The sequence below is a fragment of the Rhodanobacter sp. B04 genome, assembly GCF_002001125.1.
GTDB lineage: Bacteria > Pseudomonadota > Gammaproteobacteria > Xanthomonadales > Rhodanobacteraceae > Rhodanobacter.
The window spans coordinates 69,359-89,791 of the sequence record NZ_MUNV01000026.1; the positions used below are offsets into that span (position 1 = coordinate 69,359).

At 65.5% G+C, this 20,433-nt stretch carries 21 protein-coding genes and 1 tRNA gene; 15 read left to right on the forward strand and 7 right to left on the reverse strand.

From position 1 onward, the window contains the following. Positions 1 to 53: 53 nt before the first annotated feature. Together B0E46_RS14935 and B0E46_RS14940 are read left to right on the forward strand one after the other, a co-directional pair. Positions 54 to 1,232, forward strand: coding sequence for an NAD(P)/FAD-dependent oxidoreductase (locus B0E46_RS14935; protein WP_077556562.1), 1,179 nt, complete (start codon positions 54 to 56; stop codon positions 1,230 to 1,232). A 67-nt stretch (positions 1,233 to 1,299) separates the two neighbouring features. Next, complete coding sequence (locus tag B0E46_RS14940; protein WP_256364045.1) at positions 1,300 to 2,211, forward strand: NAD(P)-dependent oxidoreductase; 912 nt, start codon at positions 1,300 to 1,302, stop codon at positions 2,209 to 2,211. Positions 2,212 to 2,223: 12 nt separating this feature from the next. Here the strand turns inward: B0E46_RS14940 and B0E46_RS14945 are convergent, their stop codons facing one another. Further along, a complete protein-coding gene (locus B0E46_RS14945) occupies positions 2,224 to 3,114 on the reverse strand; it encodes a PhzF family phenazine biosynthesis protein (protein ID WP_077556563.1) in 891 nt (296 codons plus the stop codon). Between the two features lie 201 nt (positions 3,115 to 3,315). Between B0E46_RS14945 and B0E46_RS14950 the strand changes: the two genes are divergently transcribed. The 3 genes from B0E46_RS14950 to B0E46_RS14960 all read left to right on the forward strand — a co-directional run bounded on the left by B0E46_RS14950 (position 3,316) and on the right by B0E46_RS14960 (position 5,555). Next, positions 3,316 to 3,921: a rhomboid family intramembrane serine protease gene (locus tag B0E46_RS14950; RefSeq protein ID WP_077556564.1), complete on the forward strand. Its 606-nt coding sequence runs from the start codon at positions 3,316 to 3,318 to the stop codon at positions 3,919 to 3,921. A gap of 178 nt (positions 3,922 to 4,099) precedes the next feature. Beyond that, on the forward strand, positions 4,100 to 4,444 hold the full coding sequence (locus B0E46_RS14955; protein ID WP_077556565.1) for a hypothetical protein: 345 nt from the start codon (positions 4,100 to 4,102) through the stop codon (positions 4,442 to 4,444). Positions 4,445 to 4,538: 94 nt separating this feature from the next. After that, the gene (locus tag B0E46_RS14960; protein WP_077556566.1) at positions 4,539 to 5,555 is read left to right on the forward strand and encodes an aminopeptidase; all 1,017 of its coding nucleotides are present in this window, start codon (positions 4,539 to 4,541) and stop codon (positions 5,553 to 5,555) included. Positions 5,556 to 5,575: 20 nt separating this feature from the next. Here the strand turns inward: B0E46_RS14960 and B0E46_RS14965 are convergent, their stop codons facing one another. Both B0E46_RS14965 and wrbA read right to left on the reverse strand, forming a co-directional pair. Further along, the gene (locus B0E46_RS14965) at positions 5,576 to 5,947 is read right to left on the reverse strand and encodes a DUF2069 domain-containing protein (RefSeq protein WP_077556567.1); all 372 of its coding nucleotides are present in this window, start codon (positions 5,945 to 5,947) and stop codon (positions 5,576 to 5,578) included. Next, a complete protein-coding gene (wrbA, locus tag B0E46_RS14970) occupies positions 5,944 to 6,540 on the reverse strand; it encodes an NAD(P)H:quinone oxidoreductase (protein WP_077556568.1) in 597 nt (198 codons plus the stop codon). The genes B0E46_RS14965 and wrbA overlap by 4 nt, the downstream gene beginning before the upstream one ends. Before the next feature lie 100 nt (positions 6,541 to 6,640). Here wrbA and B0E46_RS14975 point away from each other — a divergent pair, with 100 nt between their 5' ends. From B0E46_RS14975 to B0E46_RS14985, 3 genes are read left to right on the forward strand one after another with little or no spacing between them, the layout of a single operon-like run. Next, positions 6,641 to 7,906, forward strand: a complete 1,266-nt coding sequence (locus B0E46_RS14975) for a YihY family inner membrane protein (RefSeq protein WP_077556569.1) — start codon at positions 6,641 to 6,643, stop codon at positions 7,904 to 7,906. Then, positions 7,903 to 8,376: a TlpA disulfide reductase family protein gene (locus tag B0E46_RS14980; protein ID WP_077556570.1), complete on the forward strand. Its 474-nt coding sequence runs from the start codon at positions 7,903 to 7,905 to the stop codon at positions 8,374 to 8,376. Before B0E46_RS14975 ends, B0E46_RS14980 begins: the two co-directional genes overlap by 4 nt. Continuing rightward, the gene (locus tag B0E46_RS14985) at positions 8,376 to 8,642 is read left to right on the forward strand and encodes an acylphosphatase (protein WP_077556571.1); all 267 of its coding nucleotides are present in this window, start codon (positions 8,376 to 8,378) and stop codon (positions 8,640 to 8,642) included. Before B0E46_RS14980 ends, B0E46_RS14985 begins: the two co-directional genes overlap by 1 nt. 3 nt (positions 8,643 to 8,645) lie before the next feature. Here the strand turns inward: B0E46_RS14985 and ppk2 are convergent, their stop codons facing one another. The 4 genes from ppk2 to hemA form a co-directional block, all read right to left on the reverse strand. Continuing rightward, positions 8,646 to 9,419 (reverse strand): polyphosphate kinase 2, encoded by a 774-nt coding sequence (gene ppk2, locus B0E46_RS14990; protein WP_077556572.1) that lies wholly within the window; start codon positions 9,417 to 9,419, stop codon positions 8,646 to 8,648. A gap of 18 nt (positions 9,420 to 9,437) precedes the next feature. Then, positions 9,438 to 11,543: a glycosyltransferase family 41 protein gene (locus B0E46_RS14995; RefSeq protein WP_077556573.1), complete on the reverse strand. Its 2,106-nt coding sequence runs from the start codon at positions 11,541 to 11,543 to the stop codon at positions 9,438 to 9,440. Between the two features lie 44 nt (positions 11,544 to 11,587). Further along, the gene (prfA, locus tag B0E46_RS15000) at positions 11,588 to 12,667 is read right to left on the reverse strand and encodes a peptide chain release factor 1 (protein ID WP_077556574.1); all 1,080 of its coding nucleotides are present in this window, start codon (positions 12,665 to 12,667) and stop codon (positions 11,588 to 11,590) included. Positions 12,668 to 12,736: 69 nt separating this feature from the next. After that, complete coding sequence (hemA, locus tag B0E46_RS15005) at positions 12,737 to 14,005, reverse strand: glutamyl-tRNA reductase (RefSeq protein ID WP_077556575.1); 1,269 nt, start codon at positions 14,003 to 14,005, stop codon at positions 12,737 to 12,739. A 160-nt stretch (positions 14,006 to 14,165) separates the two neighbouring features. On the opposite strand from hemA, the gene B0E46_RS15010 reads away from it, so the two are divergent. The 7 genes from B0E46_RS15010 to pth all read left to right on the forward strand — a co-directional run bounded on the left by B0E46_RS15010 (position 14,166) and on the right by pth (position 20,395). Then, complete coding sequence (locus B0E46_RS15010) at positions 14,166 to 15,851, forward strand: tetratricopeptide repeat protein (protein WP_077556920.1); 1,686 nt, start codon at positions 14,166 to 14,168, stop codon at positions 15,849 to 15,851. Beyond that, the gene (gene lolB, locus B0E46_RS15015; protein WP_077556576.1) at positions 15,848 to 16,453 is read left to right on the forward strand and encodes a lipoprotein insertase outer membrane protein LolB; all 606 of its coding nucleotides are present in this window, start codon (positions 15,848 to 15,850) and stop codon (positions 16,451 to 16,453) included. Before B0E46_RS15010 ends, lolB begins: the two co-directional genes overlap by 4 nt. 8 nt (positions 16,454 to 16,461) lie before the next feature. Next, on the forward strand, positions 16,462 to 17,844 hold the full coding sequence (ispE, locus tag B0E46_RS15020) for a 4-(cytidine 5'-diphospho)-2-C-methyl-D-erythritol kinase (protein ID WP_077556577.1): 1,383 nt from the start codon (positions 16,462 to 16,464) through the stop codon (positions 17,842 to 17,844). A gap of 75 nt (positions 17,845 to 17,919) precedes the next feature. After that, positions 17,920 to 17,996: transfer RNA gene (locus tag B0E46_RS15025), tRNA-Gln, on the forward strand. 3 nt (positions 17,997 to 17,999) lie between these two features. Further along, positions 18,000 to 18,989: a ribose-phosphate diphosphokinase gene (locus tag B0E46_RS15030; protein ID WP_305775363.1), complete on the forward strand. Its 990-nt coding sequence runs from the start codon at positions 18,000 to 18,002 to the stop codon at positions 18,987 to 18,989. A gap of 101 nt (positions 18,990 to 19,090) precedes the next feature. After that, positions 19,091 to 19,747 carry a 50S ribosomal protein L25/general stress protein Ctc gene (locus B0E46_RS15035; RefSeq protein ID WP_077556578.1) on the forward strand — a complete coding sequence of 219 codons (657 nt, stop codon included), beginning with the start codon at positions 19,091 to 19,093 and terminating at the stop codon, positions 19,745 to 19,747. Positions 19,748 to 19,801: 54 nt separating this feature from the next. Continuing rightward, positions 19,802 to 20,395, forward strand: coding sequence for an aminoacyl-tRNA hydrolase (gene pth / locus B0E46_RS15040; protein WP_077556579.1), 594 nt, complete (start codon positions 19,802 to 19,804; stop codon positions 20,393 to 20,395). The last annotated feature ends 38 nt before the right edge of the window (positions 20,396 to 20,433 follow it).

The window sequence follows — 20,433 nt, forward strand, 5'->3', positions numbered from 1 at the left end:
GGCTTGCGCAGGGATGACGAGCAAATGCAACGCGGCGCAACCATGGTGAATTCTTGAAAACGGATGTGCTGATCATCGGCGCCGGTGCCGCGGGACTGATGTGCGCGATTGCCGCCGGTCAGCGCGGTCGTCATGTACTGGTAGTCGATCACGCCAACAAGGTCGGCAAGAAGATCCTGATGTCCGGCGGTGGCCGCTGCAATTTCACCAATACCGGCGCGACCCCGGCGAACTATCTCTCGGCGAACCCGCATTTCGCCAAGTCGGCGCTGGCGCGCTACACCCCGGCCGATTTCATCGGGCTGGTCGAGAAACACCGCATCGCCTACCACGAGAAGGAGCTCGGCCAGCTGTTCTGCGACGACTCGTCCAAGCAGATCGTGCGCATGCTGCTGGACGAATGCGCCGCCGCCGGCGTCACGGTGGAGGCGAGCTGCGGCGTGCAGCGGGTGCGCAAGACGCCGCAAGGTTTCAGCGTGCTCACCGCGCGTGGCGAGGTGCATGCCGAATCGCTGGTGGTGGCCAGCGGCGGCCTGTCGATTCCCAGCATGGGCGCCAGCGGTTTCGGTTACGAACTGGCCCGCCAGTTCGGCCATGCCGTGCTGCCCACCCGCGCCGGGCTGGTGCCGCTGACCTTGAGTGGCAAGCATCAGGAGCATTACCAGGATCTGGCCGGGGTGGCGCTGCCTGCAGTGGAAGCGAAGGTCGGCAGGCAAGGTTTTCGCGCCGGCCTGCTGTTCACCCATCGCGGGATCAGCGGTCCGGCGATCCTGCAGATTTCCTCGTACTGGAAACCCGCCGACGATCTGCGCATCGACCTGTTGCCGGACATGGAGGCCGGCCCGCACCTGCTTGAGCAGCGCACGGCCCGGCCATTGGCGGAACTGAAAACCGTACTCGGCGAGGTGCTGCCGAAACGGCTGGCGCAGCGGCTGTGCGAGCAATGGTTCGAAAGCCGGCCGATGCGCCAGTACCGCGAAGCCGAGCTGGCGCAGATCGGCGCGCAGCTCAATGCGTGGCCGATCACCGCCAGCGGCACCGAAGGCTATCGCACCGCCGAGGTGACGCTGGGCGGCGTCGACACCGACGGCCTGTCCTCCAGCACGATGCAGTCGAAACGGGTGCCGGGGCTGTATTTCATCGGCGAGGTGGTCGACGTCACCGGCTGGCTTGGCGGCTACAACTTCCAGTGGGCGTGGGCCTCGGGACAGGCGGCGGGCGAGGTGGCTTGAGGTGGATCTTCGACTCGCGATGCGCAGAAAATTTCGCGCGGGCTGAATGTGGCGCATGTTCCACTATATGCCGGATCAGCATGAGGAAACCTGCATGAAAGTCGGATTTATCGGGCTCGGCGCGATGGGCAGCGCGATGGCCGGCAACCTGCTGGCTGCCGGGCACACGCTGACGGTATGGAATCGTTCCGAGGCTGCGGCCGAAGCCCTTGCCTCGCTCGGCGCCAAGGTGGTGCGCACCGCCGATCGCGCCGCGCAGGGCGAGGTGCTGTGCAGCATGCTGGCGAACGATCAGGCCGTGCGCGAAGTGTTTCTCGACGGCGGCCTGCTCGATGCGATGGATCACGGCATGGTGCATGTGAATCACGCCACCATCTCGGTGGCACTGGCGAAACAGCTGGCCGAGGAACATGCGGAGCGCGGGCTGGCGTATGTCGCGGCGCCGGTGTTTGGACGTCCTGACATGGCGGCCGCGGCGAAGCTGAATATTCTCGTTGCCGGCCGATCCGCGGCGATCGAACGCGTGCGGCCGCTGCTGGAGGCAATGGGCAGCAAGCTGTGGCCGCTGGGCGATGCGCCGGAGCGCGCGAACGTGGCGAAGATCGCCGGCAACTTCATGCTGGCCGCGGCGATCGAGAGCATGGCCGAAGCGACTGCGCTGACCCGGGCGCATGGCGTCAGTGCGGCGGATTTCCTCGATGTGATGACAAATACCTTGTTCGCCGCACCGGCCTATCAGGGCTACGGCAAGCTGATCGCCGAGCAGCGCTTCAAGCCGGCCGGCTTCAAGCTGCCGCTGGGTCTCAAGGATGTCGAGTTGGCGCTGGGCGCAGGTTCGGCAGCGCGCGTGCCGCTGCCGTTTGCAGGTGTGCTGCGTGACAGCCTGCTGGAAGCGCTGGCCATGGGTGATGCAGAGCTGGACTGGTCGGCGCTGGCGCTGGTCGCCGCCCGCCGCGCCCATCTGGATGAACGCGGCTAGGTTTCCATTGGGTCATCCGGCCAGACGCGGGTCCCAGTCCAGTGTGCCATCGACTACGGTATGGCTGTGCCCGCCCACCCAGATCGAGCTGCCAACGATCTGCACGACCAAGCGTGCATCATGGCCGATCTCGCGCCCCTGGCTGACGCGGTAACCGCGGGCCAGCGTGCCCTGCGGCTCGGCATGGGCGAGGTAGGCGGCGATCAGGCCGTTGGCGGCGCCGGAGGCCGGATCCTCGACGATGCCGACGCCTGCCGGGAATGCCCGCACGACCAGCTGATATGCGCCACCTGCGCTGCGCGCGAACGCACACAGGCCCATGCTGTCGCTGGCTTGTGCCAGCGCGCCAATCGCGGCGTGATCAGGCTGCCAGGCGCGCAGGCTGGTTTCATCTGCAACCTCGGCCAGCCACCAGCGCCGACCGCCGTCGACCAGTGCCGGCGGCAGCGCGCCGGGTTCGATGCCGGCCAGTGCCGACGGCAGTAAGGGATGCGCCTCGCGGCCGGTATCCAGCACGCGTTCACCGGGCGACTGCAACAGCAGTTCGCGGCTGGCGCCATGGCCTTCCACCCGGATCGGCAGCACGCCGGCGCCGCATTCCTGCCACAGCAGGCCATCGCGTGGTTCGGCCATGCCGCACTGGAGCGCGGCGTGCGCGCTGCCGATGCTGGGATGGCCGGCAAACGGGATTTCCTTGTGCGGCGTGAAGATGCGCACGCGGTAGCTGGCTTTCGGAGCGGTCGGCGGCAGCACGAAGGTGGTCTCGACCAGTGCCGTCCAGCGCGCGAAACGCTGCATCTCCGCCACGGTCCAGTTGTCCGCGCCGAGCACCACGCCAAGATGGTTGCCGCCGCCGAGCGTGGCGGCGAAGACGTCCAGGTGCAGGTAACGAAGCAAGGTCATGATTCCGTGCCGCGACAAGAGGTCGCGTAAAACCGCGAATGATAGCCGTGCATCACCGGTCCGTGCAGTGATCTTTCGGAATATCCGCGCGGAAACGAGGCATGAGCGCTCACCCATGCCAGGCGCGGCACCGGCGGAAAGTCGACAAGAACCGGCCAGGACGCCAAGATGCGCGTTTTGCGACCGACAGCGGAACCGTTCATGCCGATCACCCTGCTCATCATTGCCATCACCTGCATCGTCTCGTTCATGGCGTTCAAGAACAGCCGGCTGATGGACGACCTGATCCTGTGGCCGCCGGCGATCAGCCGCCAGCGCGAATACCACCGGCTGGTGACCTACGGGCTGGTGCATGCGGATTTCAACCACCTGCTGTTCAACATGATCACGCTGTTTTTCTTCGGTCGGCAGATGGAAGGGCTGTTCACCGCGCGACTGGGCATGCTCGGTTTCGCGCTGTTCTATATCGGTGGCCTGGTGGTATCGATCCTGCCGACCTACCTGAAGAATCGAGGCAATCCGGGCTACCGCAGCCTGGGGGCATCCGGCGCGGTGTCGGCGGTGCTGTTTGCCTACATTCTGCTGGCACCATGGTCGCGGATCATCGTGTTGGTGATACCGATGCCGGCGATCGTCTATGCCGTGCTGTACACCGGCTATTCGATCTACATGGATCGACGCGGGCAGGGCAACACCAATCACAGTGCGCACCTGTGGGGCGCGGTTTATGGTGTGGCCGTCACCCTGCTGGTCGATCCGCGGGTGCTGCCCCATTTCCTCGATGCGCTGCAGCGCCCGAGCTTCTGATCCGATTGGAAGGAGCCCGCCGGCTTTGACGTTTCGGCATGGTGCTCACCCAGCCGGTTGCATCCGTGCGATGGCACATGGCTGGCGGATGAATGCCGATCGAAACGGTGCGGAAACTTAGCACGCGTTCAAGCGTTGCGGCGCATGATGAGGCTGTCACTCCAGCAGGAGACAGGTCATGAAACGCCTCTTTGCGAGCCTTGCGCTGGTCGTCGCGGCGGCGACCCTGTCGGGCTGCTATTACGATCCGGGTTATGTACGCAGTACCGGCTATGGCGGCGCCTACTACAGCCAGGTGGCGCCGGTTTACGGTGGCGGTTATTACGCAGCGCCAGGCTACTACGACTATTACGGCTACTACGGTTGCTGCTACGCGCCGGGTGTGGGGATCTGGTACGGCGGCGGCCCTTATTACCGTGGTGGTTACGGTTATCGCGGTTACCGCGGGCCGGGCGGTCACTGGCAGGGTGCACACGGCAGTGTCCAGCATGGGCATGTCGGCGGGTACAACCATCACCACTAGGCAAGCCTGACGCTTCAGGCACAATCGCGGCATGCCCCCAACCCGATGCATGTCAGGACCGATTCGCTTTTCAAGGCTCATCACCGTCGTGGCGATGGGCCTTGTGCTTTGTGCCTGCAGCAGCCTGCGCTACTACGCACAGGCTGCACATGGCCAGGGCGAGCTGGTGGTCCATCGACGTGCGGTCAGTGCCGTGGTGGCCGATCCGGCCACCGATGCGCGACTCGCCGCGCGCCTGCGCCTGGCGCAGCAGGCACGCCGGTTCGCCTCGCGGCATCTGGGGCTGCCGGACAACCGCAGCTACACCAGTTATGTCGAGCTGCATCGGCCATACGTGGTGTGGAACGTGTTTGCCACGCCGCGCTTCTCGGTGGAGGCGTTGCCGCAGTGTTTTCCGGTCAGCGGCTGCGTCGCCTATCGCGGCTGGTTCAAGGAGGCTGCCGCCAAGGCCGATGCGGCGCAGCTGAAGGCGCGTGGCGACGATGTCTGGATAGGTGGCGTGCCGGCGTATTCCACGCTTGGCTGGTTTGCCGATCCTATCCTCAGCAGCATGTTGAGTTGGGATGACGACGAACTCGACAGCACGATCTTCCACGAACTGGCGCATCAGCTGATCTATGTGAAGGACGATACGGCGTTCAACGAGTCCTTCGCCACCTTCGTGCAGAACCAGGGCCTGCGCGAATGGCGACAGTCACGCGGCCTGCCGCCGCAGGACGGTCGTGCCCAGGCGATGGATGACGGGTTCACCCGGCTCGTGCTGGATCTGCGTGAGCGCCTGAAGGCCTTGTATGCCAGCGGCGTGGGCGAAACAGCGATGTCCGTGGGCAAGCAACGCGAGATCGAGGCGTTCCGCAAGCGCTACGCGCGATGGCGCGACCGCGACTGGCCGGGCGAGCATGGTTACGATGCCTGGGTCGCTGCGCCAATCAACAATGCGCGGCTGCTGCCGTTCGGCCTGTATGACCAGTGGACGCCTGCATTTGGGGTGCTGTTCCGGCGTGCCGGCAAGCAGTGGCCCGCGTTTTACGCGAACGTGCGCAAATTGGCGGGTCTGCCGCAGGCACGGCGCGAGCAAGAGCTGCAGTTACTGCTGCACGACGCGCCGTGAGCGGCGTGGTCAACCGTCACTCACGGCGCTGGCGGGGCCGCGGAGTTGCGTGGACGCCGCACTCCAGCCCCCAGTGTTCCTATCAGCAACAGGGTGAGCACGATCTCGGCCAGGGCCAGCCAGCGTTCGCTGGACGAGCTCCAGCCTTCGGCGATGCCGTGGCAGAAATAGAACAGGCTGAGGATGCCGATCCACAGCAGGGCGCGGCGCGGATTGCGGATCGCCAGCAATGGCAGCAGCAGCGGAATCACGGTGATCGCCAGCACCAGCCATGTCGGCATGGTCTGCGCGGGGAACAGCCACGCATGCCAGATCAGTTGCAGCAGGACCAGTGCGGCCCAGCCGAGCAGGCCCAGCCGTTGTTCCGTCGGCAGGGCGATGCGAGTGCTCATGCGCCGTCCGCCAGCTTGCGCGCGGTGTCGGCGAGTCGGCGGCCGAGGGCGCGCGCCAGTTCGCGTTCGTGCTCGCTGATCGGGTTGTCGCCCTTGGCGCCGGCGACGTGGCTGGCACCGTACGGCGTGCCGCCACTCTGCGTGGCGGTCAGTGCCGGCTCGGTATAGGGCACGCCGAGCAGCAGCATGCCGTGATGCAGCAGCGGCAGCGCCATCGTCAGCAGGGTGGACTCCTGGCCGCCATGCATGGTGCTGGTCGACGTGAACAGCGCTGCCGGTTTGCCGACCAGCGCACCGCTGGCCCATTCGGCACCGGTGGAATCGAGAAAATATTTCAGTGGCGCGGCCATGTTGCCGAAGCGGGTAGGGCTGCCCATGGCCAGGCCGACGCAGTCGAGCAGGTCCTGCTTTTGCACATACGGCGCACCGTCCTCGGGCTCCGGCGGTTGCGCCACTTCGGTCACCGGCGCCACCGGCGGCACCTGGCGCAAACGGGCACGCATGCCGTGGATTTCCTCGATGCCGCGGGCGATCAATCGCGCCATCTGGGCGGTGTGGCCGCTGCGGCTGTAGTACAGAACGAGGATGTCCATGCATTTGGGACGTTCAGTGGCGATGCGCTAGTGTAACGAGTGATGCCGCCGATGTTGCCGTCGCGCCTGTGGCGGGGTGGCAATCCACGAAGGGATATCCATGGCCTTGCGTTACGACCGCGACCGCACCTCGAGTTTCAGCCGCTTCCTCTGGCAGCGCTTCGTCGACGACAAGTGTTTCGAGACGGCCGGAGCGTTGTCCTACACCACACTGGTGTCGCTGGTGCCGTTGATGGTGGCGGCGCTGGCGATGTTCTCGGTGTTTCCGGTGTTCGCGGAGGCACGCGATACCTTGCTCGATTTCGTGTTCCGCAATTTCGTGCCGGCCGCCGGCCATCATGTGCAGGAGGCGTTGCAGGTGTTCGCCAGCAATGCCAGCGGGCTGACCGGCATCAGTATCCTGGTGATGCTGTTCAGCGCGATCTCGATGATGGTCAGCATCGAGGACCGGTTGAACCGGATCTGGCGGGTGCAGCGGCCACGCGGATGGGTCTCGCGCCTGCTGCTGTACTGGGCGGCGCTGACGCTGGGGCCGATCCTGGTGGTCGGCGGCCTCGCGGTGAGTTCGTACATCACGGCGTTGCCCCTGCTGCAGGGCACGGCCGTGCAGCTCGGGCTGGGTGGCCGGCTGCTGCGCGCGCTGCCGTTCGTGGTCACCTTCATCACGCTGTGGCTGTTGTACGTGGTGGTGCCGAATCGGCACGTGGCGAAACGCGATGCGACGATCGGCGCGTTGCTCGGCGCGCTGTTGTTCGAGTTTGCGCGATGGGGTTTCCGCTGGTTCGTGCACGGCGCGCATACCTACCAGCAGATCTATGGTGCGCTGGCGGCGCTGCCGATCTTCCTGCTGTGGATCTATCTGTCCTGGATCATCGTGATCCTTGGTGCGTCGATTGCCGCGTCGATCTCATCCTTCGAATACCAGGCACCGGACAAAAGCCTGCCGGAAGGGTCGGAGTTCCTCGGCCTGATGGTGGTGCTGCGGCACTTCATCGAGGCGCAGCGCGCGGGTAACTGTGTGGATCCGGCGGCTGTGCGACTGCGCGAGCCGTATCTGCGCAGTGGATTGATTGCCGCCTATTTCGACGATCTGCGACGCGCCGAGTTGATCCGGCAGGGCGAGACGGGCGGCTGGCTGCTCTGTCGCAGTCTCGACAGTACCGACCTGCTGCGGATCTACAGCCATACCGGTTATCGTCTGCCGTTGAGGCCCGCCGAGGAAGCGGCACAGCTTGGCCTGGAATTGCCTGCCGAACTGATCGGCGTGCTCGCCAGGGTGGCCGTGGCGCTGGACATCCAGTTGGGTACGCGGCTGCACCAGGTGTTCCCGGCGCCGGCATCCATCGAATCCGAGGAAACTGCATGACACTGTTCAAATCGTTTGCTGTGTTGGCCTTCGCATGCGGGTGCATCGCGCCCGCGCATGCGGCAATGCCGGCGCAGCCCACGCTCAAGGTCACTACGCTGGACGGCAAGACCTTCGATCTTGCGGCACAGCGCGGCAAATGGGTGATCGTCAATTTCTGGGCGACCTGGTGTGTGCCATGCATCAAGGAAATGCCGGATATTTCGCGGTTCGTCGCCACGCACAAGAACGTCGTCGCGATCGGGCTGGCTTACGACGACAGCGATCCGGCCGACATCAAGGCCTTCGTCGCCAAGCATCCGGTGGTATATCCGATCGCCCAGGTTACGCTGGACAAACCCTTGAAGGATTTCGACGAGCCGCGTGGTTTGCCGACCACGTACCTGATCAGCCCGGACGGGAAGGTGGCCAAGCCGTTCGTCGGCCCGGTCACCGCCGCTTCGCTGGGTGCGGCCATCGACGGCAAGTGATGCCGGCGGCGAAATTCATCGTCAGTGGGCGGGTGCAGGGCGTGTTCTATCGTGCCAGTACCCGTGATCAGGCATTGCGTCTGGGGCTGACCGGTCACGCGAAGAACCTGCCGGATGGTCGGGTCGAAGTGCTGGCCAGCGGTACGGCGGAAGCGCTCGATGCGCTGGAGCGATGGCTGCGCCAGGGACCGCCGGCAGCGAAGGTGGATGCGGTCAGCCGGGCAGAGATGCCCGCGCAGGAGCTGCGCGGATTTCATACGGGCTGAGGCTCAGAACGTATCGGGTACCCACACGGCCTTGTCGGTAACGTGCTCGCGTTTCGGCTTGCCCTTCAGCGCGGGCAGTTTCACGTCGGCGATCGGTGCGTCATGCCATGGCACTTGTTGCAGCAGGTGCCGGATCAGGTTGATGCGGCCACGTTTCTGATCGTTGAAGTCGACCACGAACCAGGGAGCGTTGGTCGTGTGCGTGCGTTCGATCATGGTGTCGCGCAGTTTGCCCATTGCGGCATATTTCCTGCGTGCGGCCAGATCCACCGGTGAAAGTTTCCAGCGCTTGAGCGGGTCGTTGGCGCGCTCGGCCAGGCGCGGCTCCTGCTCGGCCTGATCCACCGCCAGCCAGTACTTGAGCAGGATGATGCCATCGTCGGTCAACAGCTTTTCGAAGGTCGGCGTCGCTTTGAGAAATGCCGAGTACTGCGCCTTGCTGCAGAAGCCCATGGCCGGCTCCACCACGGCGCGGTTGTACCAGCTGCGGTCGAACAGCACCAATTCGCCGGCGCTGGGCAGATGCTCGACGTAACGCTGGAAATACCACTGCGTCGATTCACGCTCGTTCGGCTTGGGCAGTGCGACGATGCGGTAGCCGCGGTTATCCATGCTCTCGGTGATGCGTTTGATCACGCCGCCCTTGCCGGCGGCGTCGCGGCCTTCGAGAATCACCAGGAGGCGCTTGCCGCTCACGTGCAATTCGTGCTGCAGACGGATCAGATTGTGCTGCAGCTTTTCCAGCTCTTTGCTGTAATGCCCGGCGTGCTCACCCATTGCGGCACCTGATGGTTTTTAGTGGATATCAATATCGGCAGCCGGGCGGCCGATCCGTCGCCTGGCGACCATCGCCTGCACCGCACGTCGGAAATCGGAACTGTAGCCGGCCATGTCGAACAGGCTGCCGCCGATCCGTTGCTGCTCCAGATGATGCCGTAACAACTGCAAGGCTTGGTGATTGCCGCCCAGGCTGACCGCCAGGGCCACGAAAGCGGCCTCATCCTCAGTCACCAGTTCGGGCAGACCCGCATGCTGGAGCAGGCTGGCGGCCACCCGGCCGGCAAACGTTTCGCCGGCACAGGTCAGTACCGGACAACCTGCCCACAGTGCATCGGAAGCCGTGGTATGGGCGTTGTAGGGCAGGGTGTCGAGAAACAGATCGACATGCTGGTAGCGGGACAGGTATTCGGCATGCGGCAGTTTGGGCATGAAGATCAGGCGTTCCGCCGCGATGCCGGCCAGCAGGGCCTGGTCGCGCAGCCGATGGTTGGCATCTTCAGGTCCGCTCAGCAGCCACAGTACGCTGTCCCGGGTTTGCGCGAGGATATCCATGAAGCGGGTGAAGGACGCTGGATTGATCTTGTAACTCGCATTGAAGCAGGCGAACACGATGCCTCGTGCAGGCAGGCCGCAGTCTTCGCGCCCCGGCGCCGGCGCGATGGCCCGGCTGGTGTCGCTGGGTTGAAAACAGCGCGGCAGCCGCACCAGCTTTTCACTGATGGTGGCGCGCAGATGATCGGGCTGTACGACTGCATCCGCCAGCATGTAGTCCAGCCAGGGTGCGCCGGAGCTGCCCGGGTAGCCCAGCCAGTTGACCTGCAACGGGGCCGGACGCAGGGCAAACAACTTGGCATTGGAGCCTTCGCAATAAACACTCAGGTCGATCAAGACCTCGATGCTGTCGGCCTGGATGCGCTGCGCCTGTGCCGCAAGGTGCATATCGGCGATGTCGTGCACGTGGCAGACGGCTTCAAGGCGTTGGCGGATCGCGCCGCCGTCACTGGGAGCAGTGGCGTAGAGGTGAATCTCCAGGTCGCTGGATTTGAGCGCTTCGAGCATCGCCACGATGAGCAACCCGGTTGCGTGTTCGCCGAATCCATTGGAGACGAAGCCAATCCGGATCGGGGTGTCGGCGGCGGGCATCGGATGAATGAAGGCCAGTTGCCGGCGCAACGGTGCCATTTGGGTTTCGATGGTGGCCGCAAATGTCTCGGCGCAATGGCGCTGTTCCTCGGCCGAGGCGTCCTCGGCGAGAAAGCTGAAGGGAGTGACGCCGCGCATGCCGCCGGCAACCGCCACCCGCAAGCGTGCGCTCAACAGGTCAAGCTCACTCCACTGGCAGAGCCGGCGCAGTGTGTAGATGCGCTGGCTGAGTGCGGCGCCATGGTTGCCATTCAGCTGTAGCGCGCGCGCATAGGCTGCCTGGGCGTCGTCCAGCCGGCCCAGGTCATCCAGCATGAGTGCGGCATGGTAAGGATGCTCGCTCTCTGCCGGCTCCAGTTGTTCGGCGCGCAAGAAAGCTTGTGCCGCTTCGGCGGCCTGGCCGCGCAAGCGATGGGCCTGGCCCAGCATGGCATGGGCGCTGCCCATGCGTGGTGCAATCTGCAGTGCCTCACTGGCGTGGACGGAGCATTGCTCGGGATGACCAAGTTCCAGTTCGGCTGCTGCCAGGTTGACCCTCAGGCCTGGATGAGCCGGCATGCCGTGGGTCGCCATCGCATAGGACTCGCGTGCCTGCGCATAACGCGCCGCAGCCATCAGCGCATTGCCGAGAATCAGCAGGATCGTCGGATTGCCGGGCGCCTTGCGCAGTGCGGCGCGCATGCGTTCGATCGCGTCATCGGCACGGTTGTCGGCAATTTCCACGCTGGCCAGGTTGCATTGCACGGGCAGGCTGTCGGGGCTGAGCTGCTCGGCCTGCTGCAACAGTCGCAACGCATCCTCGCGACGATCAAGCTGCAGCGCGGCAATCGCATGGAGACGCAGCAGTTCGGCGGAGTCCGGAAAGCGTGGCAGCGCCTCTTCGGCCAGCTGCGCCGCTTCGGCGCAGGCGGCGGTTTCGATCAGCTGGGCCAGACGCTCCAACAGGGCATCGAGTTCGGGGGATTGGAAAGCATTCATCCGACAACGCTAACGTATGCCTGCATCGTCGCCAAGCGCGATCTTCAACCGGACGTCAGCGTTCTCAATTCATCGGCCTGATGTTCGCGGGTGAGCGTGTCGATCAATTCGCGCAGGTCGCCCTGCATGACTTCGGGCAGGCGATACAGGGTGAGATTGATGCGGTGGTCGGTGATCCGGCCCTGCGGATAGTTGTAGGTACGGATGCGCTGGCTGCGGTCGCCCGAGCCTACCTGCAGGCGGCGCGATTCGGCCTGTGCGGCGCTCTGTTTGCCCTGCGCCTCATCGAGTAGGCGCGCTTTGAGCAGGCTCATCGCGCGGGCACGATTCTTGTGCTGGCTGCGTTCTTCCTGGCACTCCACTACGGTGCCGGTGGGCAGGTGGGTGATGCGGATCGCCGAGTCGGTCTTGTTGACGTGCTGGCCGCCGGCGCCCGATGCGCGGAAGGTGTCGGTTTTCAGGTCGGCCGGGTTGATCTCGATCTCGTCGATCTCGTCCAGTTCCGGCAGGATCGCCACAGTGGCGGCCGAAGTGTGGATGCGTCCCTGCGATTCGGTTTCCGGCACACGCTGAACGCGGTGGGTGCCGGATTCGAATTTCAGTTGCGAGTAGGCGCCCTTGCCCTCGACACGGGCGACGATTTCCTTGTAGCCGCCGTGTTCGCCGGCGTGCTCGCTGAGCACCTCGACGTGCCAGCGCCGGTTTTCGGCGTAGCGCAGGTACATGCGGAAAAGGTCGCCGGCGAATATCGCCGCCTCGTCGCCGCCGGTGCCGGCGCGCACTTCCAGGTAGAGGTTCGCCTCGTCGCGCGGATCCTTCGGCAACAGCAGCAATTGCAGTTCGCCATCGAGATCGAGCAGGCGCCGCTCCAGCCGGGAAATGTCGTCGGCCGCCATCTCGCGCAGTTCGGGATCGTCCAGCATCGCGCGCGTCTCGGCCAGTTCGCGTTCGGCCTGGTCATGCTCGCGCAATGAGCCGGCGATCGGTTCGAGCTGGGCATACTCCTGCGACAGCTCGCGGAAGCGGGTGTTGTCGGCGAGCACGTCCGGCTGCGACAGCAGCAGGCCGATTTCCTCGTGGCGCTCGGCGAGTGCTTCGAGCTTGCGGCGGATCGATGGGGTCATGGCTGAGGAGTGAGTGAAGAGAAGTGAGAAAAGAGTAAAGGCGGCGGAGGTGCTTGCTCCAATTGCTCGCTACTCTTCACTCACTTCTTGATCCCGTCCGTACAGTCGCTCCGCCGCCTGCAGCAGGTCCAGGTCGCCGCTCAGTGCCGCCTCGCGCAGGCGCGCGCTGGGGTGGTGCAGCAGCTTGTTGGTCAGCGTGTTGGCGAGAAAGGCCAGCGCCTCGTCGGCCGGCTTGCCGCGCGCGAGCATGGCGCGGGCCTTGTCCAGCACTTCGTCGCGGTAGACCTCCGCATGCTGGCGCATGTCCAGTGCGGGATTGCGCAGCGTGAGCGCGCGACGCCAGGCCATGTAGCGATCCACCTGCAGGTCGATGATCGCCTCGGCCTCCTGGGCGGCGGCCTCGCGCGAGCGGCGGTTGTCGTCGATCACCTGGCGCAGGTCATCGATCCCGTACAGGTACACATCGGGCAAATCGCCGACCGTCGCTTCGATATCGCGCGGCACCGCAATGTCGACCATGAACATCGGTTTGCGCCGGCGTGTCGCCATCGCCTGTTCGACCATGCCGCGGGTCACCACCGGCTGCCGTGCGGCGGTGGAGGAGATCACGATGTCGGCCTCGGCCAGGTGCTGTGGCAGGTCGGCCAGGGCGATCGCGTAGCCGCCGTAGCGGCCGGCCAGTTCCTGCGCGGTTTCCAGCGTGCGGTTGGCGACGATCAGCCGGCGTGCCTGTTTCTCGGCGAGATGGCGCGCGGCCAGCTCGATGGTCTCGCCGGCGCCGATCAGCAGCACGCAGGCCTGCTGCAGGTCGGTGAATACCTGTTCGGCCAGCCGTACCGCGGTGTACGCGACCGATACGGTGTGCGCGCCGATGCGGGTGTCGGTGCGTACGCGCTTGGCCACCGCAAACGTGTGCTGCAGCAGGCGGTCCAGCGGCGCTTTCAGGGCCTGCGCCTCGCGTGCCTGCTGGTAGGCGTCCTTGACCTGGCCGAGGATCTGCGGTTCGCCGAGGACCATCGAGTCCAGTCCGGTGGCGACGCGGAACATGTGGCGCACGGCGTCCTGCTCGTCGTGCCGGTACAGGAACTCGCCCAGCTTGCCGGGGGTCAGATGATGATGGCGGCTGAGCCATGCCTGCGGGATGTCCTCGGCACCGGTGCTCACCCCGACGTACAGCTCGGTGCGGTTGCAGGTGGAAAGGATCATCGCCTCCTCCACACCAGGCTCGCGGGTCAGTTCGAGCAGCGCCTCGCCGGCGGCGTCCGCATCGAACGCCACCTGCTCGCGCAGGCTGACCGGCGCGGTGAGGTGATTGAGCCCGAGGGCGATCAGCGGCATGGTGTGAGGAACATCCCGGCGGCAGGTGTCGGCGGCGTAGGCTAAGCTTGATCAGGCGCCCGATGTGATGGTCGGTACCGCCGAAACAGACGAATTGACGGAGAGTAGTGTGCGGAGCAGGGCGGCCAAGTTCAAGCAACTGCGGCATTTTACGGCAGCGATGGCGCTGGCGCTCAGCCTTGTGGCGTGTGCCAGCGGGCCTTCGCGGCAGGCGCAGTCCGCAGTCTCGGTTCAGCCGTTGTCGCGACTGGTGGTGACCACGCCTGATGCCGACCACGACGTGCTGGCGCAGCTGCTGGCCGGCGAGATGGCGCTGGGTCGCACGGACCTGAAGGCGGCATCCGGCTATTACGACAAGGCGATGGCACTCAGCAACGATCCGCAGGTGGCCGAACGCGCGGCCCGGCTGGCGATCGCCGTGCATGACAGCGGTGCCGCCCAGCGTGCGCTGGATCGCTGGCAGGCGTTGGGTGCGAAACCGGTGGCGATGGCCGAGGCGCGCGCCGAACTGGCGCTGGATCGCGGCGATGGCGACGAGGCGCGTCGCCAGCTGGAGTTGTTGATCGGCAGCGGCGACAAGGATGCATGGCGCCAGTTTGGCCGCGTGCTGGTGGGCGCCCGCGACCAGGCCCAGGCGGCCCGGCTGCTGGAGGCACTGGCGACCCCACAGCGGCTGCCCGCCGATCCGCAGGCGTGGCTGGCGATGAGCGAGCTGGGCGACAAGTTCGGCCGGCATGCGTATGCCGTGCAGATCGCCGAGGCCGCCATGCAGCGCTTCAAGAACGTCGAGACCTACGTCTGGGCGGCACAGATGAAGTTCCGGGACGGCGATCGCGCCGGCGCGCGGACGCTGCTGCACAAGGCGCTCGACAAGGCGCCGCAGAATGTCCAGCTGCGCGTGGCCTACGCCAGCATGCTGAGTCAGGATGGCGATTATGCCGGCGCGGCCAAGGTGCTTGAGCATGGCACGCAGAACGGCGACACCTATTCCCTGCGTGCGGCGCTGGCCGCGCGAAACAACGACGACAAGACGCTGGCGGCGCTGTACCAGCAACTGCAGCAGGCGCCGGAGGATGTGCGCGAGCAGAGCGCCTACCTGCTTGGCCAGCTCGCCGAGATGCAGCATCGCGATGCCGAGGCGCTGACCTGGTATGGCCAGGTCGGTGACAACGATACGCATGCGTTCGACGCGGATCTGCGCAGCGCGCTGATCCTGCATGCGCAGGGCAAGGTGGCCGAGGCGCACCAGCTGCTCGATCAGCTGCAGGCGGATTACCTCGATCAGCCCGAACAGTTGCAACAGGCTTATCAGGTCGATGCCGAACTGTATCTGCGCGAACTGAAATATGCGCAGGCCGAACAGGCATTCAGCCGTGCACTGCAGGTGGCGCCGGACGATCCGGCCTTGCTCTACAGCCGCGGCCTGGCCTATGCCGAGGCAGGCCAGATCGATCAGGCGGTGCAGGATTTCCAGCATCTGCTGAAGCTCAAGCCGGGCGATGTCGATGCCAGCAACGCGTTGGGCTATACCCTCGCCGATGCCGACCGTGACCTGCCCGAGGCAGAGAAGCTGTTGCAGGCGGCGCGCAAGGCCAAGCCGGACGATCCGGCGATCGCCGACTCCTGGGGCTGGCTGCAATACCGGCTGGGTCACCTGGACCTGGCAGCGCAGACCCTGCGAGGTGCATGGCTGGCGCACAAGGACGCCGATGTGGGCGTGCATCTGGGCGAGGTGCTGTGGAAACAGGGCCGTCGACAGGATGCACAGCAGATCTTCGACGAGGTGCGCAAGCTCGATCCGCGCAGCGCCAGCCTGCAGGAAACCCTGAAGCGACTGCATCCATGAAACGAAGCCTACGGATTCTCGCGGCCATCCTGCCGCTGTTGCTTGCTGCCTGCGTGCCGGCCGTGCGCGTCAAGGGCGATGCCGGCCTGCTCGCCGCGCAGGCCTCACGCGAACAGGCGCTGGCGCATGCCGATCACTGGACGCTGGAAGGCCGGCTCGGTGTTTCCGATGGCAAATCGGGTGGCAGCGGCAGTTTCAGCTGGACGCAAAACGGCGACCAGTATGAGTTCGTGCTGCGTGGACCGGCGATCTCCGGCATGAATTTCCGTCTCAGCGGCGGTCTGGATGGCGCCCTGCTCGAAGGGCTGGACGGCGGCCCGTTGCACGGACCGGATGCCGAGCTCCTGATGCACAAGGCACTGGGCTGGGAAGTGCCGTTGCGCGACCTGCGCGCATGGGTGCTCGGCCTGCGTGCCGACAGCGGGGAGGCCGAACTGAGCTTCGGCAGCAACCGGCTGCCTTCGCTGCTGCAGCAGGACGGCTGGAGCGTCGACTACCGCAAGTGGGACGAGTCGCGTCAGCCGCCACTGCCGGTCGTGGTGTTCGCCGGGAAGTCGCCCTACAAGGTGCGGCTTTCGATCGAGTCGTGGCATTTCAACTGATCCCGCGCATGACGTTTTCCATTGAACGCGCCAACCCGGCCCAGGCCGATGCGCTGTGCGCGATCGAGCGCGCGGCGGTGCAGATGTTCCGCGGCCATCCGGCGTGGGCATCCTATGCGGCCGTGTCGATCCCGCCGGAGCTGCTGCAGCGGGCGATCGGTTGCGGGCTGGTCTGGGTGGCGCTGGATGCGGCGGCGGTACCGGTCGGCTTCGTCTGGCTGGATACCGATCTCGGCAGCGGCGGCATCGGCATCGCCGAACTCGACGTGCTGCCGCAGCATGGCCGGCGCGGCATCGGTGCGGCTCTGCTGGAGCATGCCTGCGAATGGGCGCGCGCGGCGGGTTACCGCCGCGTCGATCTGGGCACCCTGGCCGACGTGCCGTGGAATGCGCCGTTCTACGCGCAACATGGTTTTGCGGTGGTCGACAAGAACGAGCCGATGTTTGCCTTTGCACGCCAGCGTGATCGGGAGAATGGCTTTCCCGACCATCTGCGGGTGTTCATGAGCCGTCCGCTGTTGCCGCTGTCGCGGGGCGAATGGAGGGTGTGGCCGGCGCCGGCGAAGCTTAACCTGTTCCTGCGCATCACCGGGCGGCGGCCGGACGGCTACCACGAGCTGCAGACCGTATTCCGCCTGCTCGACTGGGGCGACGAGATCCGTCTGCGCGTGCGCGACGACGGCGCGATCAGGCGCACGCGCGAGGTGCCTGGTGTGCCGGAGGCGACCGACCTGGTGGTCCGGGCGGCGCGGCTGCTGCAGGCGCATGCGGGCGTCGCAGCCGGCGCCGAGATCGAGGTGGAGAAGCGCATCCCGATGGGCGGTGGCCTGGGCGGCGGCAGCTCCGACGCGGCGACCGTGCTGGTGGCATTGAACTGGCTGTGGCGGCTGGATCTGGACGTGGACGTGCTGGCCGAACTCGGTCGCCAGCTGGGCGCCGACGTGCCGGTGTTCGTGCGCGGTCGTTCGGCCTGGGCCGAAGGCATCGGCGAGAAACTCACCCCGATCAGCCTGCCGCGGCGCCATTACGTGGTGCTTGACCCGCACGAGGCGGTGCCGACCGCAGCGCTTTTTCAAGCCGCTGAATTGACACGAAATGCCCCGCGGGCGACAATTTCATCCTTTGCTTCCGGCGAAACGAAGGAAAATGCCTTCGCGCCAGTGGTGCGCGCGCGGCATCCGCGGGTCGCTGCGGCGCTGGACTGGCTGGGCCGGTTCGGTGAGGCGCGGCTTTCCGGCAGTGGCGGCTGTGTGTTTCTGGAGGCGAAATCATTCGATCGGGTCGTGGCGGTAGCCGCACAGTGCCCGACGGCATTCACGGCTTGGATGGCCTCAGGTGTCGAGGTTTCACCCTTGCAGGATGCGTTGTCGCGTCATCGCGGCATGAACTGAACAATGCGACAAGCCGACGTCTGCCAAGGGGCATGGCGGCGGTCGACGGGTACAGATACGAGCGAACACAAATTCTGGGGCGTCGCCAAGCTGGTTAAGGCACGGGATTTTGATTCCCGCATTCGCAGGTTCGAATCCTGCCGCCCCAGCCACTCATGTTGGTCGTTGGTTTCGAGGAAACAACCGTGGACACGTCCACCCCGATGATGCTGTTTACCGGTAACGCCCATCGTGCCCTGGCCGAGGACGTCGCCCACCGCCTGGGCGTGCCGCTCGGCAAGGCGCTGGTCGGCAAGTTCAGCGATGGCGAGGTACAGATCGAGATCGAGGAGAACGTCCGCCGCCAGGAAGTGTTCGTCATTCAGCCGACGGGCGCGCCGAGCGCGGAAAACCTGTTCGAGCTGATGACTCTGGTCGATGCGCTCAAGCGTGCCTCGGCCGCCAGTGTCACCGCGGTGATGCCGTATTTCGGCTATGCCCGCCAGGATCGCCGCCCGCGTTCCGCGCGCGTGCCGATCACGGCGAAGATGGTGGCCAAGCTGATCGGCACGGTGGGCGTGGATCGGGTGTTGACGGTCGACCTGCACGCCGACCAGATCCAGGGTTTCTTCGACATTCCGGTGGACAACGTCTATGCCTCGCCGATCCTGTTGGCGGACATCTGGCGCAACCACAGCATGGACGACCTGATCGTGGTCAGTCCGGACGTCGGCGGTGTGGTTCGCGCGCGCGCCATCGCCAAGCGGCTGGACGATGCCGATCTGGCGATCATCGACAAGCGCCGGCCAAGGGCGAACGTGTCCACCGTGATGAACATCATCGGTGACGTCGACGGCAAGACCTGCGTGATGGTCGACGACATCGTCGATACCGCCGGCACGCTGTGCGCGGCGGCTGCGGCGCTGAAGGAGCGCGGCGCCCGCAAGGTGGTCGCCTACTGCGTGCATCCGGTGCTGTCCGGCGCGGCGATCAGCAATATCGAGGGCTCCCAGCTCGACCAGCTGGTGGTCACCAACACCTTGCCGTTGCGCGCCGAGGCGCAGGCATGCAGCAAGATCCGCCAGCTCTCGGTCGCCGAACTGCTGGCAGAAACCATTCGCCGCATCGCCTTTGGCGAGTCGGTGAGTTCGTTGTACGTGGATTAATCGTCACGGCGACCTGGTCGCCATGACACACCGACTTTTCTGGTCGCGGAAAAGTCAAACGGCCGCCGCGAGGCGGTTCATCTACCCAAGGCAGTACTGAAATGATCAAGACTCATGAAATCAAGGCACAGAGCCGCAAGGACGAGGGGAAAGGTGCGAGCCGCCGCCTGCGTCACGCGAGCTTCGTGCCGGCCGTCGTCTACGGCGCCGGTCAGGCTCCGCAGAGCATCCAGATCGAGCACAACACCATCCTGCTCGCCGCCAAGCACGAGTGGTTCTTCTCCTCGGTGCTCGACCTGAACGTCGACGGCAACGTGCAGAAGGTGCTGGTGCGCGACTGGCAGAAGCACCCGTTCAAGCAGCTGATGATGCACATGGACTTCCTGCGCGTGAACGAGAACGAGGCGATCCGCGTCAGCGTGCCGCTGCACTTCCTCAACCAGGAGAAGTCGGCCGCCGGCAAGACCTCGGGCGTGGTGATCTCGCACAACCTCACCGAAGTGGAAATCTCCTGCCTGCCGAAGAACCTGCCGGAGTTCATCGAGCTCGACCTGGCCGACCTGAAGCCGGGCGACATCGTGCACCTGTCGCAGCTGAAGCTGCCGGCCGGCGTCGAAGTTCCCGCCCTGCACCTGGGCGTGAGCCACGATATCGCGGTGGTCACGGCCAACACCGTGCAGGAAGAGGTCGAGGAAGCTCCGGCCGACGCCGCTGCGGCTCCGGCCGCTGCACCGGCCAAGAAGGACGACAAGAAGTAAGCCGCGTCGCCCCGCGCTCCATCGGAGCGTGGGGCGTCACTGCTGCCTGTCTGCATGGCTGGTTTGCGACTCATCGTCGGACTGGGCAACCCCGGTGCCGAATACCTCCGAACCCGGCACAACGCCGGGTTCTGGCTTGTGGACGCCTTGGCGGCCGGGCAGGGCGAGCGTTTCAGCTTCGACGGCAAGCTGCACGGCGAGGCCTGCCGGGTGCGCCTCGGCGGCGAGCCGGTCTGGCTGCTGAAGCCGGCCACCTTCATGAACAAGAGCGGCATCGCCATGGTTTCGGCGCTGCGCTATTACAAGATCGAGCCCGAGCAGTGCCTGGTCGCGCACGACGACCTGGATTTGCCGGCCGGCACCGTGCGCATGAAGTTCGACGGTGGCCACGGTGGCCAGAACGGCCTGCGCGACATCATGGCGCATCTCGGTCACGGCAAATTCCATCGGCTGCGCGTGGGCATCGGTCATCCAGGCCATCGCGACCAGGTCACGCCGTGGGTGCTGGGCCGGCCGTCGGCGCAGGACGAGAATGCGATCACCGACGGCATCGCGCGTGCGCTGGACGTGCTGCCGCTGGCGGTGGATGGCCAGTTCGACAAGGCGATGCAGCAGTTGCACACACCCGAAGATCTCAAACGCAAGTAACACCTCAACTACAGCGGCAGACGTCAGTCGCAAGCCTG

What these genes read in the sequence shown, in the direction of transcription:
- B0E46_RS14955 (WP_077556565.1), top strand. Translation starts at nt 4,100, where the DNA reads ATGAAACGCCTCTTTGCGAGCCTTGCGCTGGTCGTCGCGGCGGCGACC.
- B0E46_RS14995 (WP_077556573.1), bottom strand. Translation starts at nt 11,543, where the DNA reads ATGAATGCTTTCCAATCCCCCGAACTCGATGCCCTGTTGGAGCGTCTG.
- pth (WP_077556579.1), top strand. Translation starts at nt 19,802, where the DNA reads ATGGCTGGTTTGCGACTCATCGTCGGACTGGGCAACCCCGGTGCCGAA.
- B0E46_RS15010 (WP_077556920.1), top strand. Translation starts at nt 14,166, where the DNA reads ATGGCGCTGGCGCTCAGCCTTGTGGCGTGTGCCAGCGGGCCTTCGCGG.
- B0E46_RS15030 (WP_305775363.1), top strand. Translation starts at nt 18,000, where the DNA reads ATGTTGGTCGTTGGTTTCGAGGAAACAACCGTGGACACGTCCACCCCG.
- B0E46_RS14975 (WP_077556569.1), top strand. Translation starts at nt 6,641, where the DNA reads ATGGCCTTGCGTTACGACCGCGACCGCACCTCGAGTTTCAGCCGCTTC.
- B0E46_RS14960 (WP_077556566.1), top strand. Translation starts at nt 4,539, where the DNA reads ATGGGCCTTGTGCTTTGTGCCTGCAGCAGCCTGCGCTACTACGCACAG.
- B0E46_RS14985 (WP_077556571.1), top strand. Translation starts at nt 8,376, where the DNA reads ATGCCGGCGGCGAAATTCATCGTCAGTGGGCGGGTGCAGGGCGTGTTC.
- B0E46_RS15035 (WP_077556578.1), top strand. Translation starts at nt 19,091, where the DNA reads ATGATCAAGACTCATGAAATCAAGGCACAGAGCCGCAAGGACGAGGGG.
- wrbA (WP_077556568.1), bottom strand. Translation starts at nt 6,540, where the DNA reads ATGGACATCCTCGTTCTGTACTACAGCCGCAGCGGCCACACCGCCCAG.
- B0E46_RS14980 (WP_077556570.1), top strand. Translation starts at nt 7,903, where the DNA reads ATGACACTGTTCAAATCGTTTGCTGTGTTGGCCTTCGCATGCGGGTGC.
- prfA (WP_077556574.1), bottom strand. Translation starts at nt 12,667, where the DNA reads ATGACCCCATCGATCCGCCGCAAGCTCGAAGCACTCGCCGAGCGCCAC.
- lolB (WP_077556576.1), top strand. Translation starts at nt 15,848, where the DNA reads ATGAAACGAAGCCTACGGATTCTCGCGGCCATCCTGCCGCTGTTGCTT.
- B0E46_RS14965 (WP_077556567.1), bottom strand. Translation starts at nt 5,947, where the DNA reads ATGAGCACTCGCATCGCCCTGCCGACGGAACAACGGCTGGGCCTGCTC.
- ispE (WP_077556577.1), top strand. Translation starts at nt 16,462, where the DNA reads ATGACGTTTTCCATTGAACGCGCCAACCCGGCCCAGGCCGATGCGCTG.
- B0E46_RS14950 (WP_077556564.1), top strand. Translation starts at nt 3,316, where the DNA reads ATGCCGATCACCCTGCTCATCATTGCCATCACCTGCATCGTCTCGTTC.
- B0E46_RS14940 (WP_256364045.1), top strand. Translation starts at nt 1,300, where the DNA reads ATGCCGGATCAGCATGAGGAAACCTGCATGAAAGTCGGATTTATCGGG.
- ppk2 (WP_077556572.1), bottom strand. Translation starts at nt 9,419, where the DNA reads ATGGGTGAGCACGCCGGGCATTACAGCAAAGAGCTGGAAAAGCTGCAG.
- B0E46_RS14945 (WP_077556563.1), bottom strand. Translation starts at nt 3,114, where the DNA reads ATGACCTTGCTTCGTTACCTGCACCTGGACGTCTTCGCCGCCACGCTC.
- hemA (WP_077556575.1), bottom strand. Translation starts at nt 14,005, where the DNA reads ATGCCGCTGATCGCCCTCGGGCTCAATCACCTCACCGCGCCGGTCAGC.